This is a genomic window from Rhizobium sp. SL42, assembly GCF_021729845.1.
Taxonomy (GTDB): Bacteria; Pseudomonadota; Alphaproteobacteria; order Rhizobiales; family Rhizobiaceae; genus Allorhizobium.
This window is the reverse complement of record NZ_CP063399.1, coordinates 16541-33520: the sequence shown is the minus strand read 5'-3', so window position 1 is coordinate 33520 and position 16980 is coordinate 16541. Positions and strand designations below refer to the sequence as shown.

13 protein-coding genes are annotated in these 16980 nt (G+C 58.8%); 4 read left to right on the top strand and 9 right to left on the bottom strand.

Features of this window, described 5'->3' with window-relative positions:
* Positions 1-12 precede the first annotated feature (12 nt).
* The 4 genes from IM739_RS22465 to IM739_RS22450 all read right to left on the bottom strand — a co-directional run bounded on the left by IM739_RS22465 (position 13) and on the right by IM739_RS22450 (position 4241).
* On the bottom strand, positions 13-843 hold the full coding sequence (locus IM739_RS22465) for a hypothetical protein (RefSeq protein WP_237371871.1): 831 nt from the start codon (positions 841-843) through the stop codon (positions 13-15).
* Positions 840-1802: a TRAFAC clade GTPase domain-containing protein gene (locus IM739_RS22460; RefSeq protein WP_237371870.1), complete on the bottom strand. Its 963-nt coding sequence runs from the start codon at positions 1800-1802 to the stop codon at positions 840-842. The genes IM739_RS22465 and IM739_RS22460 overlap by 4 nt, the downstream gene beginning before the upstream one ends.
* Positions 1803-1806: 4 nt before the next feature.
* On the bottom strand, positions 1807-3150 hold the full coding sequence (locus IM739_RS22455) for a GTPase-associated system all-helical protein GASH (RefSeq protein WP_237371869.1): 1344 nt from the start codon (positions 3148-3150) through the stop codon (positions 1807-1809).
* 458 nt (positions 3151-3608) lie between these two features.
* Positions 3609-4241: a plasmid pRiA4b ORF-3 family protein gene (locus IM739_RS22450; protein WP_237371988.1), complete on the bottom strand. Its 633-nt coding sequence runs from the start codon at positions 4239-4241 to the stop codon at positions 3609-3611.
* A gap of 309 nt (positions 4242-4550) precedes the next feature.
* Between IM739_RS22450 and IM739_RS22445 the strand changes: the two genes are divergently transcribed.
* A complete protein-coding gene (locus tag IM739_RS22445) occupies positions 4551-4889 on the top strand; it encodes a hypothetical protein (protein WP_237371868.1) in 339 nt (112 codons plus the stop codon).
* A gap of 903 nt (positions 4890-5792) precedes the next feature.
* Here IM739_RS22445 and IM739_RS22440 read toward each other — a convergent pair.
* From IM739_RS22440 to IM739_RS22425, 4 genes are all read right to left on the bottom strand, one after another.
* Positions 5793-6698, bottom strand: a complete 906-nt coding sequence (locus tag IM739_RS22440; protein WP_237371867.1) for a nucleotidyltransferase and HEPN domain-containing protein — start codon at positions 6696-6698, stop codon at positions 5793-5795.
* Between the two features lie 273 nt (positions 6699-6971).
* Positions 6972-8054: a DNA polymerase IV gene (dinB, locus tag IM739_RS22435; RefSeq protein ID WP_237371866.1), complete on the bottom strand. Its 1083-nt coding sequence runs from the start codon at positions 8052-8054 to the stop codon at positions 6972-6974.
* A gap of 84 nt (positions 8055-8138) precedes the next feature.
* The gene (locus tag IM739_RS22430) at positions 8139-8816 is read right to left on the bottom strand and encodes an SOS response-associated peptidase (protein ID WP_237371865.1); all 678 of its coding nucleotides are present in this window, start codon (positions 8814-8816) and stop codon (positions 8139-8141) included.
* A gap of 9 nt (positions 8817-8825) precedes the next feature.
* Positions 8826-10892: an ATP-dependent helicase gene (locus IM739_RS22425; protein WP_237371864.1), complete on the bottom strand. Its 2067-nt coding sequence runs from the start codon at positions 10890-10892 to the stop codon at positions 8826-8828.
* 204 nt (positions 10893-11096) lie between these two features.
* Here IM739_RS22425 and IM739_RS22420 point away from each other — a divergent pair, with 204 nt between their 5' ends.
* Genes IM739_RS22420 through IM739_RS22410 form a run of 3 tightly spaced genes read left to right on the top strand, consistent with a single transcriptional unit; the run spans position 11097 to position 16547 of the window.
* Positions 11097-11852 (top strand): ImuA family protein, encoded by a 756-nt coding sequence (locus IM739_RS22420; protein WP_237371863.1) that lies wholly within the window; start codon positions 11097-11099, stop codon positions 11850-11852.
* The gene (locus tag IM739_RS22415) at positions 11773-13284 is read left to right on the top strand and encodes a Y-family DNA polymerase (RefSeq protein ID WP_237371862.1); all 1512 of its coding nucleotides are present in this window, start codon (positions 11773-11775) and stop codon (positions 13282-13284) included. The genes IM739_RS22420 and IM739_RS22415 overlap by 80 nt, the downstream gene beginning before the upstream one ends.
* A complete protein-coding gene (locus tag IM739_RS22410; RefSeq protein ID WP_237371987.1) occupies positions 13284-16547 on the top strand; it encodes an error-prone DNA polymerase in 3264 nt (1087 codons plus the stop codon). The genes IM739_RS22415 and IM739_RS22410 overlap by 1 nt, the downstream gene beginning before the upstream one ends.
* Before the next feature lie 41 nt (positions 16548-16588).
* Here the strand turns inward: IM739_RS22410 and IM739_RS22405 are convergent, their stop codons facing one another.
* Complete coding sequence (locus tag IM739_RS22405) at positions 16589-16834, bottom strand: hypothetical protein (RefSeq protein ID WP_237371861.1); 246 nt, start codon at positions 16832-16834, stop codon at positions 16589-16591.
* Positions 16835-16980 lie beyond the last annotated feature (146 nt).

Below are 16980 nucleotides of genomic sequence, written 5' to 3'. Positions count from 1 at the left end.
GGCGCCCGGGGATCAACGGTTTCTATCAAGCAGTGTGTGGATCGGCAGCGTCAGATCACCCGACCGAACGCCGTCAGACGTAATGACATAACCGAAATGCTCTGGGCCATGTGTAACATAGTCCATGTCGCTGTGGGTGGGACTCAGTGATCTTTCGAGGGCAGAGAGCCCCATAACAACGGGACTAGCCCAGTTCGATCGCACAAATGCGGAAACAAGCGGTAGACGCTGTTCAAGGGCCACCGCCGGTCTTTCGTCTAGCCCCACCTCATCCCAGCATGTGAGGAGAACACCAAGGCGCGGAATGGAGGAATGCATTCCGGTCGAACCATGAGAGAAAATGAGCATTTGGAGCAGTTCAACAAGCCTAGCCTGGTCAGACGGATGTACCTCGCCGTTTTGGACCGACGTGCCGCGAAGATCAGCTAGGGGCTTGGAAAAGATGTCGTCCCCGATGCGGGTCTGTTGAAGGCGTATGAGCAAGAGCCATGCGTCGGCCGCCCCAATCCGGGCATGCCAAGCATGCGGCAGTCTGCGTGTGTCTGTGATCGACTTAATTTGCTCGCCGCCGTATTCCGGCCAGACAAGGGCAGCTCGTCGGCCATTCGTTTCAGCGATAGGCCACACACTGTCGATGTAGATGCTCCTTGCGGTGTGGCTTGCAGCTCTCCCCTCGTTCAAACTTTCGAGTGCCTCTTCAAATGGCTCTAGGTTCGTAGCAGCACCATCCATATGCAGTGCGCCGTCGCCCTTCATAAGACGACGTAAAAGTTGGGCACCGTAGTGGGTCTTGCCTACGCCGCTCTCCCCGATCAGAAGGATTGAGGCACTGCCGTCAGTCATTGGCTCTCTCCGAGCATGAAGAATGGATCGCTGGAAGTTGTTTTTAGCGGCGGCAGGTTTATCTTCGGCCGCTCGATGTCGAGTGCCCAGCGAAGCAGCCTCGTCAACGCCTGCCCGTTATTGTGGTGATGATCTGCATCCACTTCCTCAACCACGCTCACGTAGTGCTCGTCGAAACTTGGCATAGCGTTGCCGACCGCACGCCGGACCGCAGTCTCCATCTCTGGGGCGATCTTGACATCTGCTTTGGTCCAGACGAGTGCGACAGGCCGGTCCCCAAGCTCTGCTCCGAGACGCTTGGCCAAGAACTGGAGAGAGCCACGTGCGGACCCCATCGATTGGCCTGACAACGCTTCGCGATCCGCGATAATTAGAAACGCATCCGCGTTGGTTGATATCCAACGGGCACCTTCCCCCTCGGGAGAGCCGGCGTTAAGTGCCCATTTTTGAAACCATTCGCCGGGTGCATCGGTGAACAGATAATCGATGGATCGGCCATCCTCCCTTTTAAAGGCAAGGTGGAGCATACCGGGCGCTCGACCTCCGCGGCTTGTCGTGTGTGCGGGGAAACCTGGTGTGTGCCCGGGTGACCAGCGCATTGCGCCGGCAACTGCCTCCCAACCGGAGAGCGTGTAGGAACCCGAAAACAGGCGGCCGCCAAGACTAGCAAGGCCTCGCCCGACAAGAAGATACCATGCGGCGAGAAGTGTCGTTTTTCCAGCATTCTGTGGCCCAACGACACCAATGATGATCGGCCGCTTCCGCCCGGAAACGAAACCAAGGTCAGCTAGACCGAGTGCGCTCCCGGACCAGGGAAGGCGCACTTCTTCGGAATAATCGCCTTCGATTGTCTCGTTTTGCTGGGCACCTCTCCACAGGGGACAGTTGGACAAGTTAGTATTACCCAAGTCGCATCCTATTTCGGGCGCGAAGCATGTTTCCCGCTGACACTTCTCCATTGGATCAGGCCTTCTTGGCTGCGCGCCGTTTTGTAGTAGCTCCGTCAGTTGCCGCTCTCGCTGCCTGAAGCTCCCGGAATAGCCACGCTGACCATTCGACTGGACCCAGCATTGAGTCGATCGGGACGCCTGTCAGAAGCTGGAAGACTTCTTTGTTTCTCGCGCCTGCGTGGGTCGGGTGACCAATCAACGCGAGAAGCGGCCCGCGGCCCTCTGGCTCGCCCGTCAAAGATGAAGCAATGGCTCTCAGTGGGGCCAGTGTTTCGGCATCCTGGGCCTCGGTTACGAGATCCGAGACCAGCCGGAGCTTGGAATCATTTGCCTCTGGAAGACGGCGGACAGCTTCTTCCAAAAAAGCTGACACGCTGGCAGGCGAGAAGAGGGGTACATCGTTGAAGAGGTCGAATGCCATTTGCGCTGCGGCCACAGTTAACGGTAGGTTCCTGTAGCTTGTTCGCGCGCTGGGCGAAAACAGCGCCTCTCGCCACCACAGTAGCTGCGTGCGGCGCTGCAGCCCCGCGGTTGCTGCCGCCACCGCATTTAGAGTGCCATCCACATATCTGGATACACTACTAGAGAGCGTCTGGAACGGTTCAGCAAGATTTGGGTGATCGATCTGAATTTTGCTGACTGCTGAATCTATGGCGGTGGCAATGGTTACGGCTGAACGACGCCCGAACTCCCCAGCCCACTGCTGAGGGTGATTTTGCGGCCAGTGCGGGTTCCCGCCTGTGGCTACGTTTCCCTGTTCTGGATCATGATATTGCGGCGCTACGGCGGCCAACAGCTCCTTCTGGAGCCACTGCTTACTCACCGTCGAAGGAGTAAGCTGGGCGGCGCCTAACTCGGGTATGTCAAACCTCAACGCAGGAACCGCGATCGTCGCCGGCGTCGCCCATTCGGCCTCGGCGCGAGCGTCAACCTGTGTCTCGACCTGTTGTACTGCACCCGACCAGATCGTTTGTTCGTTGTCTGCACGCATCATCGGCAAAACGTTTCGCGCGGAGTTCACGAAACAAATTCCGACACGTTCGTCGTCCGCCGACGCGATCAAAAGCGCTTCGAGCAGCATGGCACGTACGACTACGATCGGCGTGGAGGAAAAAGTGTTTCGATAAGCGGCCCACCGGTTTTGGAGCGCTGAAAGCGCTTCTTCGACCACTGGGTCGTCCTCTGGTGCCTCAGGGTCAAAAGCGATCAGTGAATATCTCAGCGCCTTGGAGGGGACTTTCTTTAGACTTTCTGATAAGTCCTTGGCCGCTAGTGAGAGCTTTTCAAGCTTTGAATCGTCCCCACCCACGTTGATGAGACCGCTGTTCAGGAAACGTATAAGTATCGATTCAGCCACTTACTGACTTCCCCCGTTCTAGAGTAGCAATGACAGCGCTGAAACCGACTTGCAAGTACGAGAGGAAAGGAACCTTCTCTTCCGACAGCGTATCCACGTTTGTTTTGCCAAAGAGGACACCGGCAGCCGGGATCGATGTTGGGTTCCATGTAAATTCCAATGATTCGCCTGACGGTGTTCCAATCAAAGACCGGACACGATCGCGTCAACACGCACCTGCGGAACGATGAGCGTTCAATCGATGTCTGGGTGCTGGTTCTGCTTGAAAAAAACGCCCTTCAGCATATGTCGGCTTTTGCTATTTGGCAGCTACAAGCTCTCTGGCAACTTCCAGCCCTACACCAACCATTCAGCGTAAAAATAAACCGATCCCCGGGGCTCCGATATTATAACGTGTTTAGCTGTATTCCAACAACGGGTCGTTGGTTCTGAGTGGTTCAAGGCGTCTATCTCGAACCTCACCCACTTCTTTTCTTAGGGATGGGTTTAGGTTTCTGTTGATACAGACGCCGTTTGACGGTCGAGCGCAGAGCGTTGCGGAGATCCTTGTCCACCACCGCGAGGTCGACCCATTCCGGGTCAAAGTAGCAACCGCACCAACGAATGGTCTCGGCATATTCTGGATTTTCCCGATCGGCGATGATCTCCAGGAACCGCTCATAACCTGACACACCACCAACATCTTCCGGCGGTCGCGCCCTTTCGCCGGCGATGCAGCTACCGTTTTTGGGTGTTGACGCGAGCGTCAGGAATTGCTCGACAGCAACAGTGTGCCGCCAGCCATCCCCGAAATCATAGTGATAGCTGAAGATGGCGCCTTGCTCGAAGTCCAGCAAACGAACTTCTTCTTGATCGAAGACGCGAGGATCGTCGTCGGTCGCATCCTCCGTCAGGACCTCGACATCACCATACCGCAGACCACCAATTCGAAACTCGTAGAGATGATAGTTCCACCAGTTGAAGGCGGCCTGAATTCCCAGATGCAGGTGCTGAAGGTTCCAATGAACCGGCAGCACCAGCCGGCGCCAGACGTCCGGCTCGATCTCGTCGATGGAAACCCTGATCTGAACTGCGTTTGTGGGCTTGAACATCGCAGGAATGAACATGGTCGGAAGAAAATCGTCAAGAAGGCCGCTCGATGTTATTGCATGGAGCGGCTAGCTCCTGACCGCAACCTGCCGACTTGTGCAGACGTCGATGCTCACTATTTCTGGTATGGGCCTCAACTGGAGCATCGGGATGGATCAAAGCGCGGCCGATATGGCGTCGAAAGTCTGCATGGAAATTCTTCTGCCGGAACGAGAAGAGACGTGCGCTTCGGACGCAACAATCTGTCCCGGCTGTCAAAAGTTGCGCCCGGCATCGAGCATGGATGACGATGGCTGTGGGATCTGTGACGAATGCCTGGCGCCCTGACCTCCAGCGGGGAAGCCCCTCCTGTTCCCGCCTCATTTGAAGCAGCGCTTGCCAGACTATCCGACGGCTTCGTTGACGGAAATTTCGGCGGTCGAGCTTGGGGCGTGACCGTCAAGCGGTCGCAGGATCGCAAACGGACCTGGCTCTATGGCCAGGAGCTTGGCGGAACAGATATCGTCAGCTTCAACCTCTATCGATTGGCTGGATCAGGACTGATGCTGAAGCCGTGCGAAATGTCATCTGCCAAGGTGATCGAGTTCGTTCTCGGTTTCGAGCCCAGATCCCGAGAACGCTGTGTCTCGACCGCAATGACCGAAGAATAAGCACATAGCTTATGCTGCATTGCAGCATGCGCATGGCTGCATTGCGATCTGAACGCTGGCGATCAAGGCAGCCTCTGGTATCTTCAAGACATCGAAGCGATGCACCTCCTCCCGCAGAGCTTCGTGTATCAGGCGACCCACTCCTCCTCCCAAAGGGCGCCTGACAGAACGGCGGCACTCCTCCTCCCAGCCGTTGTCAATTCATTCGAAAAGCCTGCCGCACCTCGTCCCGCGGCAGGCTTTTCCGTTTTCGATACAAGCCCCCCCGGCAACCAATCAGACTCGCAAATTCTCCCCCTCCGAATATTTGCTTTTAAGCTCCTCGCCATAACCGTCGAGGAGCTTTTTGCGTTTGGCCTCCCTGTCGAGCTCGCCAGACGCAATCCGAGCCAGGAGATCATTCTGGGCAGCAGTTCAACGTCCGAAAATTTGATCTCTTCATGCTTCCGCTCCTTCTCCCAGCCGGGAAATTACCGCAAAAAATTTCAGTTATGAACGGGCCGGCTTTTCGGGATCAGAGCAGTCCCAGAGCAATTGCCAAGGGCAGTGCAGCAGAGGGCCGCTTTAGAACGAGTACGATCGCCGCGATAGACGAATTGCACGATCTGGGCGAAGAGTAAGAAGTGCTCTCGGATCGTGTAGCCGATTGGAGTGCAGCTAATTCGTCGTTGCTTGTATCAAGCGGAACGCCAGGCCCGGGGGCAGTCGGTCCCGCCTCTCCCTTCAGGGCGCGATGCTGAGGCTCCTGCGGCTACCCATTTGACCGGTTCCTGGCGTGTCGAGAATTCCCGGCATCCTGGCTTGCAGCCGTCGCGATGCTGATGCCTCCGATATTCTTCATTGCCGCTCCCGGATCACGCACGCGTGCGGATTTGATCCGGGTGGAGGGCCCATTGCTCGCTCTCAGCGGATTTTCGCTTCAAGGAGTGCGAGATGGTTCCGACAAATTTCCTCAACGGTCTGCTGAAGGATCTGTGTCTTTGCGATTAGCCATGACAGCGCTTCGTCGCTGATCTCGAAGTGATCGGAATACCGCGCCTTTACATAGGCCTCGTTCAGAACGTTGTACCAGGCGGTAAACCTGTGCTGGTCGCGCGGCCAAATGTCGACGAGCTCGCGATCGAGTCCCTCGGCAAGGCCGCGAAGGAATTTGAGATTGTGCGATGCCGGGCTGTAATTCGTCAGAGTTAAAAGCATGCACGAATATGCTGTTTCGACGGCTTGATGTAGCAAAAACGCCGCTCGCTTTTGCCAGCCTCTTTCAAACGCGATTTTTGCCAACTCGGCGAATTCATTTGTTGCTGGCAACTGTTGGGTGAAGTGCCCCGTGCTCAGTTTGTAGGCTTGATCTGCAGTGAGATATTGCGGTTCAGCTAGCGGCTCATCGTCAATCTCATGCAGGACGATGCCTTCGCGGCGGATCTCGGCGAAGAAATACTGGCCGTCCTTTAGAGCCTTGTTGACCTCCCGCAGTCCATGCACGATCAGCCCAACCGGTGTCTTCACACCCGGATCCCATAGAAGGCGGTCTTCCGCCTTGTCCCAGTATTGGCGGTCGGCGAGCTTGCCCGTGTTGACGATGACAAGGATGTCATAGTCGGACCGGTAGCCCTTCATCGTGTGGGGTTCGTCGACCCAGGTTCCCCGTGCGTAGGACCCGAAGAGGATGATCTTGAGGATGCGGCCGCGCTTCTTGAAGTCGGATTCTGCGCCGGAAAGGGCGTCTGCAAACTCTTCCTCGATGATCTCGACGACGCGAGCAAGCTCACGCTGTTTCTTTTCCGGGAGGTGCTCAAGGCTCGATTTCATAGCCAATCGATAGGACAAAGGTTGTGCTCCGTCTACTCGCACATTTCATAGTTTTTGAAGGAAAAGCCGCCGTCTTCTGTCGGCTTTTGTGTGAATCCCGCTCAAATCAGCTGGCGCTGGGTCGCGATTGCGATCGCCTGGGCCATGCTGGCGGCGCCAAGCGCTCGCCGGGCATTACTGAGGTGGAATGCGACTGTCGACAAACTGAGGCCTTCAAGCATTGCCGCGTCCCTCATCGCAACTGTCGGGGGAGAAGATCTCCGATGTGTAGAGTCATCGCAGTTCGAGAGTGAGCTGTGGTTCCTGCCGGATCTCCTCAGTGTTGAGCGAAGACAGGGTAATTCCGAGCAGCCGCGCCGGGCGTTTGAACGGGAATACTGTGGCGAGCAGGGGCTCCGCTATCTCCAGGATCGTGTCGATGCCCGATACGTATCCCGCGACGGTCCTGCTGCGTGTCGCCTGGCTAAAGTCCGAATATTTGATTTTGACCGTGATCGTCTTTCCCGTGATGTCGTGCGCCTCGCAATACCGCCAGACTTTCTCGGCCAAGGGCCGCAGCTCCGCTTTGGCCTGATCGAGATTGTCGATATCCTCGATAAACGTGTCCTCGGCGCCAACCGATTTGCGGATGCGGTCGGGTCTGACGCGGCGTTCATCGATCCCCCGGGCAATGCCGTAGAAATACGGGCCGGACTTGCCAAAATTTTGCTGAAGGAAGGCGAGCGACTTCGACTTGAGATCGAGGCCTGTCTCGATTCCGTGCCGTTTCATCCGCTCGGCAGTTGCCGGTCCCACCCCATGGAATTTCTTGACGGGAAGGGCCTCGACAAAGCCCGGGCCGTTCTTCGGCGTGATGACTGCCTGGCCATTTGGCTTGTTCAAATCGCTCGCCATCTTGGCCAGGAACTTGTTGTAGGAGATGCCGGCAGAGGCATTAAGCCCGGTGACATCCTTGATCTTCGCGCGGATTTCCAGCGCAATCTCGGTCGCGATCTCCATGCCTTTCCGGTTCTCGGTGACATCGAGATAGGCCTCGTCGAGTGAAAGTGGCTCAATCAGGGGCGTGTACTCGGCAAAAATCTCTCGGATCTGCTGCGAGACCTGCCGATAGACCTCGAAACGCGGTGGCACGAAGATCAGATCAGGGCATTTCCGCCTGGCGGTCACCGATGGCATGGCCGAATGTACGCCGAAGCTCCTTGCCTCATAACTTGCCGCCGCCACGACGCCACGAGCTGCCGATCCGCCGACGGCTAGCGGTCGTCCGCGCAAGTCCGGATTGTCGCGCTGCTCAACCGAGGCATAGAAGGCATCCATGTCCACATGGATGATCTTACGCACCGGGGCGCTATCCATCCCTTAGGCTCCCCAGTTTGCATGGCGACCTCGGTGCGCGCTGACCGGTCAGTTGGCTTTCCCTGTTGTGATAGAGGCCGCGGATCACAGCGACAGACTTTCATTGTCCAAATTGGGTTTGGGCTGAGGCGGCACGATCACCAGCATATTGGCGGGAAGGGGGCGTTGCAGATGGCGTGCTTCTTCCCAGGGCGCTGTTAGCCAGAGATCTACCTCTTCTGGCGTGGTCAGGATTGCCGGCATGGCCTTTTCATGGATGGGAGAGACAATCTCGTTCGGCGACGTGGTCAGAAACCCGAAGAGTTCGTATTCCTGCTCACCATCCCTGACTTTCCGTACACCCTTCCAAGGGGTCCAGAGCCCCGCGAAAAACATCAATGGCCGATCCTCTTTGCCGGCAAACCACGCATTCGGTACACGGCCGCCTTCGACCTTGCTGGCCGGATCCGGCTCTGCAAAGGAGGTGAATGGCACGACACAGCGGCTGGTGCTGCCAAGCCAGCGGCGCCAGTGAGGCGAACCGACATTGCGGATATTGGTGACGCCGGGATCGTAATTCTTCACATAGGCCGGTGGCGAGGGCATGCCCCAGGTCGCGCGCGCAATCTCTCGGGCCCCGTCGTCGCCGACGCGCACAACCGGCGCCTGATATCCTGGATAGACGTCAAAGCTTGCTTCATTCCAGCCTGCGTGATCCCTGATCGCCTTTGTGAACTGAAGAACCGCCTCACGGGTGGTGGTCACATTGTAGAGATTGCACATGCCATCCTCCTATTTCCACATGGCGCGCATGCGCTCCGCGACATCGATACGGATCTGCTGCACGCTTCGCTCTGACCTGGTGGCCGATACCTTTGGCCATGTCGTCACTTCGAAGAATTGCAGCAGCATTGCCGGGATGAACCGCGTCCTTGCCGCATAAACGTGCCGATCCCCTTGCGCGTTCTGCCCATGGGTAAAAAACCGCTGCGGCGTGATCAGTGAAAGACTGTCTCTTGCGCGTGTCATGGCGACATAGAGCAGCCGGCGTTCTTCCTCGAGTTCCTGGGTCGTGCCGGTTCCAAGATCAGACGGAATGCAGCCGTCGACAACATTGAGCATGAACACCGCTCGCCATTCCTGGCCCTTGGCCGAATGAATGGTCGACAGGATCAGATAGTCCTCGTCAAGCAGTGGTACCCCTGCCTGATCGCTGGTGGCATCCGGCGGATCAAGCGTCAGTTCGGTCAGGAAGCGCTCGCGCGAGGGATAGCCGCTGGCGATTTGCTCAAGCTGCAGCAGGTCGGCCTTGCGCGTGTCGGCATCCTCGTGGATGCGATCGAGATGGGGCTCGTACCAGAGGCGCGCCTGCCCGATATCGGACGGCCAACCATCCTCGGTCTTGCGCAGGCCTGTCAGCAACTGAACGAAACCTGTCCAGTCCTCGCCGGTCTTGGGCGGGGCGGGGATTTCGGCAAGGGCAAGCAAAGGCTCGGGGTCGGCTGCGATCGTCTCGAGAATATTGCCGGCCGTCTTCGGCCCGATCCCAGGTAGCATCTGCAGCAGCCGGAAGCCTGCGACCCGGTCGCGCGGGTTCTGGGCAAACCGCAGCACCGCCAGCATGTCTTTCACGTGGGCGCTGTCGAGAAACTTCAGCCCGCCGAATTTGACGAAGGGAATGTTACGGCGGGTGAGCTCGACCTCAAGCGGACCGCTATGACTGGATGTGCGAAACAACACGGCTTGGTTCTTCAGCGTCATGCCGGTCTCGCGATTGGCCAGCACCTGGTCGACAATGAAATTCGCCTGTTCAGTCTCGTCCTTGACGCTGACGAGCTTTGGTCGCTCCATCGATTGCCGGTCGGTCCACAGGTTCTTGGTGAAGCGCTCGCGCGCCAGATCGATGACGCCATTGGCAGCCGTCAGGATAGGCTGCGTCGAGCGGTAATTGCGATCGAGCGTGATGATGTCGGCGGCCGGGCTGAAGGACGTCGGAAAATCGAGGATGTTGCGAACGGTTGCCGCCCGAAACGAATAGATCGACTGCGCATCATCGCCGACCACCGTCAACCCACGCCCGCCGGGTTTAAGCGCCATCAACACCGAGGCCTGAAGCCTGTTGGTATCCTGGTATTCATCGACCATGACATGGTCGAAGCGATTGCCGATATCGTCGGCAAGATCAGGATCGCTGACCATCTGCGCCCAGTAGAGCAGAAGATCGTCGTAATCGAGCACGTTCTGGGCCTGCTTGGCTTCGACGTAAGCGGAAAACAGCTGCTTCAGCTGTTCTTCCCAAGTCGCCACCCAAGGATAATGCTGGCGCAGGATCTCGTTCAGCGGCGCCTGTGAATTGACCGCACGCGAATAGATCGACAGACACGTGCCCTTGGACGGAAACCGGCTTTCGGTCTTGGAGAATCCGAGCTCGTGACGGGCAAGGTTCATCAGGTCGGCGCTGTCTTCGCGATCGTGGATGGTGAAATCCACATTGAGCCCGATCTGCTCGGCATAGATCCGCAGCAACCGTGCGCCGATCCCATGAAACGTGCCGGACCAGGAAAGCGCATCGGTGAGGATCCCGGAATTGGCACCAAGCACCTGTTGACAGATCCGCTCGACACGGCGCGCCATTTCGGACGCCGCTCGACGGGAAAATGTCATCAGCAGGATCCGGCGCGGATCGGCGCCGTTGACGATCAGATGAGCGACCCGGTGCGCCAAGGTATTGGTCTTGCCGGATCCGGCGCCGGCGATGATCAACAGCGGTCCTGCCTCCTGTCCGTCTGCCAGTCCAACGCCGTGTTCCACAGCCTGACGCTGCTGTTCGTTCAGTTTTTCCAGATAGGCAACCGTCATGCCGTGATCCCCGATAAGTGCCTGTCTGTTCTGGCCGTTTTGGGCTGGATGCACGTCGCTTGTGCGCAGCAACCCGCCATCCCCGCTTTAGCCACCGCAAGAATCAGCATTGACTCATGTGGCAGGCAAGAACAAATAAAGAACATAACAGCCGCGATCGCTGCTGGAAAGCCCTGAACAGCATCGAGAAGATATCCGCAGCCCATGCATGACTCCGCCCTCAACCCGACCATCGCAGATCTTCGCGAGCGCATCCAGCGCCTCGAAGGCAGAGCTGTGCGCAAGGGTGAGGTTCTGTCATTCGGTCTTGCCGATATCGACGCAAAGCTTCCCGGTGGCGGGCTGGCCTTCGGTGCCCTGCATGAGGTGGCCGGTGGCGGGGCAGACGCAGTTCATGGGGCAGCAGCCGCGCTGTTTGTCGCAGGCATCGTCGCGCGAACCAAGGGCGACGTGCTCTGGTGCCTGACACGGCCGGATCTCTTTGCGCCGGCTCTTGCCCAGGCGGGGCTCCATCATGACCGGGTGATCTATGTCGAAGCCGACCGGGAAGAGGACGTTCTGACGAATTTCGAAGAGGGCCTGCGTTTCGGTGGGCTTGGCGCCGTCGTTGCCGAGCTGGTGCGTCTACCGATGACGGCTTCCAGACGGTTGCAGCTTGCAGCCGAGGCTTCAGGAACGATCGGGATTGCGCTTCGACGATGGCGTCGCCCGACGGAGGCCGCCGATTTCGGGCAGCCGACGGCCGCCACAACACGGTGGCGTATCAGTGTTTTGCCTTCCGAGCCGCTTCCCGTGCCGGGCATCGGCCGGGCGCGGTGGCTGGCGGAACTGATCAGAGCAAGAGCGGGAGCAGCCGCAGAATTTGAAATAGGTGCCTGCGATGCCACGGGTCGTATCAGTCTTTCTCCCCACGCTCGCGACGGACAGGATCAGACGCGCGGATCCCGGAATTTTGCCTGAAACACCGGTCGTGGTCGTTGCGCGCAGTGGATCGAAACGCACCGTAACGGCAATCGACGCTGCGGCTTTCAAGGCCGGCGTCCGCATCGGCATGCCCGCCGCCAAAGCCCAGGCGATGATATCCGGTCTGCATCTCGTTGATGCCGACCCCAACGCTGATGCCTTGGTGATTGAGCGCCTGGCGCTGTGGATGCTGCGCCAGTATACGCCGGTGGTAGCGATCGACAGTCCCGACGGCATCGTCATGGATACCGAGGGCGCCGACCATTTGCGCGGCGGTGAGTTGCCGATGCTGACTGGTCTTGTCAACGCTCTGAGAGGCCACGGCCTTCAGGCCCGCGGCGCCATCGCCGACACTTGGGGCAGTGCCCATGCGATTGCCCGCGCCACGCGGAGCGAGGTGATCATTGTCCCGGCTGGTGAGACGGCTAAGGCCGTCGTCAACCTGCCGGTTTCCAGCCTTCGTCTTCCGTCCGATATCGTGAGCGGTCTGGTGGTGCTGGGATTTAGGACCGTCGGCGAGCTTTCCGCAACGCCGCGGGCGCCTCTGACACTGCGTTTCGGGCCGGAGGTCGGCCGCAGGCTCGATCAGATGTTTGGACGTCTCGTCGAACCGATCGAACCCATTCGCACGTCGGATCTGGTCGAAGTGGCGCGTTCCTTTTCCGAGCCGATCGGGGCTGCCGAGACCATCGCCAAATATATCGGCAAACTGGTGGTCGAACTCTGCGCCGCGCTGGAGGTGCGCGGGCAGGGCGTACGTCGCGCCGATCTGATTATCTACCGCGTCGACAACACTTTGCAGTCCCTGCGTGCCGGAACGGCCAAGCCGGTACGCGATATTGCGCACCTGACAAAGCTTCTCTGTTCCAGCATCGAGAAGATAGATCCCGGTTTTGGCATCGAGAAACTGACCCTTGCAGCGACGATGATCGAGCCGTTCGGAGAAAAGCAGTCCATCTCCTCGCTTGTCGAAGAAACCGTCGTCGATGTCACACGGCTGCTCGGCAGTTTTGGAAATCGCGGCCAGCGCATGTATCGGCTGGCGCCGGTCGAAAGCGACGTTCCCGAGCGCAATGTCGGCCGTGTCTCTCCTGTCGCCGCGAAACTCGGTCAAGTGTGGCCGACCCGCTGGCCGCGGCCAAGCCGGATATTGGCGCACCCGGAACGTATCGAGGTGATTGCGCTCACCCCCGATCATCCGCCGGCATCGATGACTTGGCGGGGAAAACGCCGGCGCATCAAGCGCGGCGATGGGCCCGAACGGGTGTTCGGCGAGTGGTGGGTCCGCTCATCCGAGATGGAGGCGGTTAGGGACTACTATTCCGTCGAGGACGAGGACGGCAATCGCTTCTGGGTCTATCGCTCCGGCGACGGCGTGGATCCTGCGACCGGAACGGCTATATGGTTCCTGCACGGGATCTATGGCTGATGCGCTACGCCGAACTCCAGGTCACCAGTCATTTTTCCTTCCTGCGCGGAGCCTCCGGCTGCGATGAGCTGTTTACGACGGCCCAGGCACTTGGCATCGAAGCACTTGGTATCGTCGATCGCAACAGTCTGGCGGGGATCGTGCGCGCCTGGGAGGTGGCGAAGGAAACCGGTGTCCGGCTGGTCGTCGGCTGTAGGCTCGATCTGACCGACGGCATGTCGATGCTGGTTTATCCGACGGACCGGGCCGCCTATTCGAGGCTTTGCCGGCTTCTATCCCGTGGTAAGGAACGGGGCGGCAAAGGAAAATGCTTCCTCGATCTGACGGATGTCGCCCTTTTTGCTGAGGGACTGCTCGCCATCCTGATCCCCGACGAGGCCGATGACGCATGTGCCGTTCAGCTGCGCAAGATGAAAGAGATATTTGGCGACCGGGCCTATATGGCGCTGACGCTGCGCCGACGGCCGAACGACCAGCTACGCTTGCACGAGCTCAACACGTTGGCGATCCGGTACAAGGTGCGTCCTGTCGTCACCAATGACGTGCTGTTTCACGAACCGGGCAGGCGACAATTGCAGGATGTCGTTACCTGCATTCGCCATCGCACCACCATCGACCGGGCCGGCTTCCTGCGCGAACGGCATGCCGATCGCTTCTTGAAGCCGCCCGAGGAAATGCACCGGCTATTCGGCCGGTACCCCGAGGCGCTTGCCCGTACCCGTGAGATCGTTGATCGCTGTCGCTTCGACATGAGCGAACTGACATACCAATATCCGGAGGAAGCCATCATCCCCGGACTGACGGCGCAGCAGACGCTGGAAAAGTTCACCTGGGAGGGCGTGCGCGATCGCTACCCAGAAGGGGCCCCGGATGATGTGGTGAAGACCCTCAATCACGAACTCGATCTGATCCGTCAACTCGACTACGCGCCGTATTTCCTGACGGTCTACAGCATCGTCCGCTTTGCGCGATCTCAAGATATTCTCTGCCAGGGCCGAGGCAGCGCCGCCAATTCCGCCGTCTGCTATGTGCTGGGGATCACGGCGATCGATCCGGCCGCTAACGATCTCTTGTTCGAGCGCTTTATCTCGGAAGAGCGCAACGAGCCGCCCGACATCGACGTCGATTTCGAACATGAGCGGCGCGAAGAGGTGATCCAGTGGATCTACAAGACCTACGGCCGGCAGAAGGCCGCCCTTTGTGCCACCGTCACCCGCTACCGCGCCAAGGGTGCGCTTCGCGATGTTGGCAAGGTGCTCTGTCTGCCTGAAGACATGATCACGGCGCTGTCTGCCGGCGTCTGGGGCTGGAGCAAGGAGGGCGTCGGCGAAAAGCAGGTCAACGAGCTAAACATGAACATGTCCGACCGCCGCCTGCGGCTGACATTGGAACTGGCACAGCAGCTGATGGGCGCGCCCCGTCATCTGGGCCAGCACCCCGGCGGCTTCGTCCTGACCAATGACCGCCTCGACGAACTGGTGCCGATCGAGCAGGCCCGGATGGAGGATCGCCAAACGATCGAGTGGGACAAGGACGATATCGAGGCGCTCAAGTTCATGAAAGTCGATGTGCTTGCCTTGGGAATGCTCACCTGCATGGCCAAGGGCTTTGCCCTTTTGCGGGAGCACAAGGGCATAACGCTGGATCTCGCCACCATTGAGCCGGAAGATCCACCGACCTACGCGATGATCCGCAAGGCCGACACCCTCGGCACGTTCCAGATCGAATCGCGCGCGCAGATGTCGATGCTGCCGCGGCTGAAACCCCAGACCTATTATGACCTGGTCATTCAGGTTGCGATCGTTCGGCCCGGTCCGATCCAGGGGGATATGGTGCACCCCTATCTTCGGCGGCGCGAGGGCAAGGAAGCGGTGGTCTATCCAAAGCCGGAACTGGAGGCCGTGCTCGGCAAGACGCTGGGCGTGCCATTGTTTCAGGAGTCTGCGATGAGGGTGGCGATCGTCTGTGCCGGTTTTACCGCCGGGGAGGCCGACGCACTCCGGCGCTCGATGGCGACATTCAAGTTCACCGGCGGGGTCAGCAAATTCAAGGACAAGCTCGTCCAGGGCATGGTGAAGAATGGTTACACCGAGGAATTCGCCGAAAAGACCTTCTCGCAGCTCGAGGGCTTTGGCTCCTATGGCTTTCCGGAAAGCCATGCCGCGTCCTTTGCCCTGATCGCCTACGCCTCCTCCTATGTGAAATGCCACTATCCGGATGTGTTCTGTGCCGCCCTCATCAACGCGCAACCGATGGGGTTCTACGCGCCGGCTCAGATCGTCACGGATGCCCGGGCCCACGGTGTTGCGATCAGGCCGATCTGCATCAATCGTTCGCGGTGGGATTGCACGCTGGAAGAGATCAAGGGGACCGACCGCCATGCCGTGCGTCTCGGGATGCGCCTGGTCAGGGGCCTACCCGAACAGGATGCGGCGAAAATCGCGGTGGCGCGGGGTGACGAACCCTTCATTTCCATCGATGACATGTGGCGGCGTGCCGGGGTGTCGTCGGCCTCTCTGGTCAAGCTCGCCGAAGCCGATGCGTTTCGGCCGTCCCTAAAACTTGAAAGACGCGATGCTCTCTGGGCGATCAAAGCCTTGCGCGACGAGCCACTTCCACTATTCGCGGCGGCTGCCGATCGCGAGCGGGCGGTGATCGCTGAACAGCAGGAGCCGGATGTAGCGCTTCGGCAGATGACGGAAGGCGCCAATGTCGTTGAGGACTACGGTCATACCGGCGTGACGCTGCGTGCCCATCCGGTCAGCTTCCTGCGCGAGGATCTCGCCCGCCGCAATATCGTCACCTGTGCCGAGGCAACATCGGCGCGCGACGGGCGCTGGCTGATGACATCAGGCCTTGTTCTCGTCCGTCAGAAGCCCGGCAGCGCCAAGGGCGTCATGTTCATGACCATTGAGGACGAGACAGGCATCGCCAATGTCGTCGTCTGGCCGAGCCTGTTTGAAAAACAGCGTCGTATCGTGCTGGGATCCGCGATGATGGCGATAAACGGCAAGATTCAGCGCGAAGGGGGCGTCGTGCATCTGGTGGCGCAACGGATGTTCGATCTGACCACCGATCTGGCAAGGCTTGGCGTGCGGGACACATTCCGGGTGCCTACAGGGCGTGGGGACGAGTTTGCCCATGGGTCACCGGGAAGTCCGGATAGTCGCGAGCGGCCGCCAATGGGCGTCAAGGTGCGGGAAATTTACATACCCGACCTGCACTTCGATACGCTGAAGGTGAAAAGCCGGAATTTTCAGTAAGTTCGGTGGCTACAGAGGAGATGCGGACCCGTGCCAAAGCCCTAAAAAGGGGCGATGGGGACTGGTGCGAACAGGGTTTCGGGTGAAGCACTAGTGATCTGTGCCAACGCATTTTTGGCGGCCACAATGCCGGCGTTGATCTGAACGAAACTGTTGGCGTTTTTGGCTGCAGTATTGATCTGCAATTCTGGAGGAGAGTTGTCGTTCAACAAGCTGGCTGCGACAAACAGCCTGCGCTCTTCGAGCACCGCGATGTACTGCTTAAGGATATCGACTTCGTCTGGCATGAATTCCACCCCCGGTTGATCGAAACCAGAATGAACGCTCTTTTGCCAGAGTCAATTGGACCTGGGAAGTTATTGGGGATGTGGACAAATCAAATCCCTACTTCCCGTATCTCAACCTAAGCGCTAGCCTGACTTATGGGGACATT

Excerpts from the sequence above, each read along its gene's own strand:
- IM739_RS22430 (WP_237371865.1), bottom strand. The coding sequence starts at position 8,816 with ATGTGCAATCTCTACAATGTGACCACCACCCGTGAGGCGGTTCTTCAG.
- IM739_RS22450 (WP_237371988.1), bottom strand. The coding sequence starts at position 4,241 with ATGTTCAAGCCCACAAACGCAGTTCAGATCAGGGTTTCCATCGACGAG.
- IM739_RS22425 (WP_237371864.1), bottom strand. The coding sequence starts at position 10,892 with ATGACGGTTGCCTATCTGGAAAAACTGAACGAACAGCAGCGTCAGGCT.
- IM739_RS22445 (WP_237371868.1), top strand. The coding sequence starts at position 4,551 with ATGCCTGGCGCCCTGACCTCCAGCGGGGAAGCCCCTCCTGTTCCCGCC.
- IM739_RS22410 (WP_237371987.1), top strand. The coding sequence starts at position 13,284 with ATGCGCTACGCCGAACTCCAGGTCACCAGTCATTTTTCCTTCCTGCGC.
- IM739_RS22465 (WP_237371871.1), bottom strand. The coding sequence starts at position 843 with ATGACTGACGGCAGTGCCTCAATCCTTCTGATCGGGGAGAGCGGCGTA.
- IM739_RS22420 (WP_237371863.1), top strand. The coding sequence starts at position 11,097 with ATGCATGACTCCGCCCTCAACCCGACCATCGCAGATCTTCGCGAGCGC.
- IM739_RS22405 (WP_237371861.1), bottom strand. The coding sequence starts at position 16,834 with ATGCCAGACGAAGTCGATATCCTTAAGCAGTACATCGCGGTGCTCGAA.
- IM739_RS22440 (WP_237371867.1), bottom strand. The coding sequence starts at position 6,698 with ATGAAATCGAGCCTTGAGCACCTCCCGGAAAAGAAACAGCGTGAGCTT.
- dinB (WP_237371866.1), bottom strand. The coding sequence starts at position 8,054 with ATGGATAGCGCCCCGGTGCGTAAGATCATCCATGTGGACATGGATGCC.
- IM739_RS22415 (WP_237371862.1), top strand. The coding sequence starts at position 11,773 with ATGCCACGGGTCGTATCAGTCTTTCTCCCCACGCTCGCGACGGACAGG.
- IM739_RS22460 (WP_237371870.1), bottom strand. The coding sequence starts at position 1,802 with ATGGAGAAGTGTCAGCGGGAAACATGCTTCGCGCCCGAAATAGGATGC.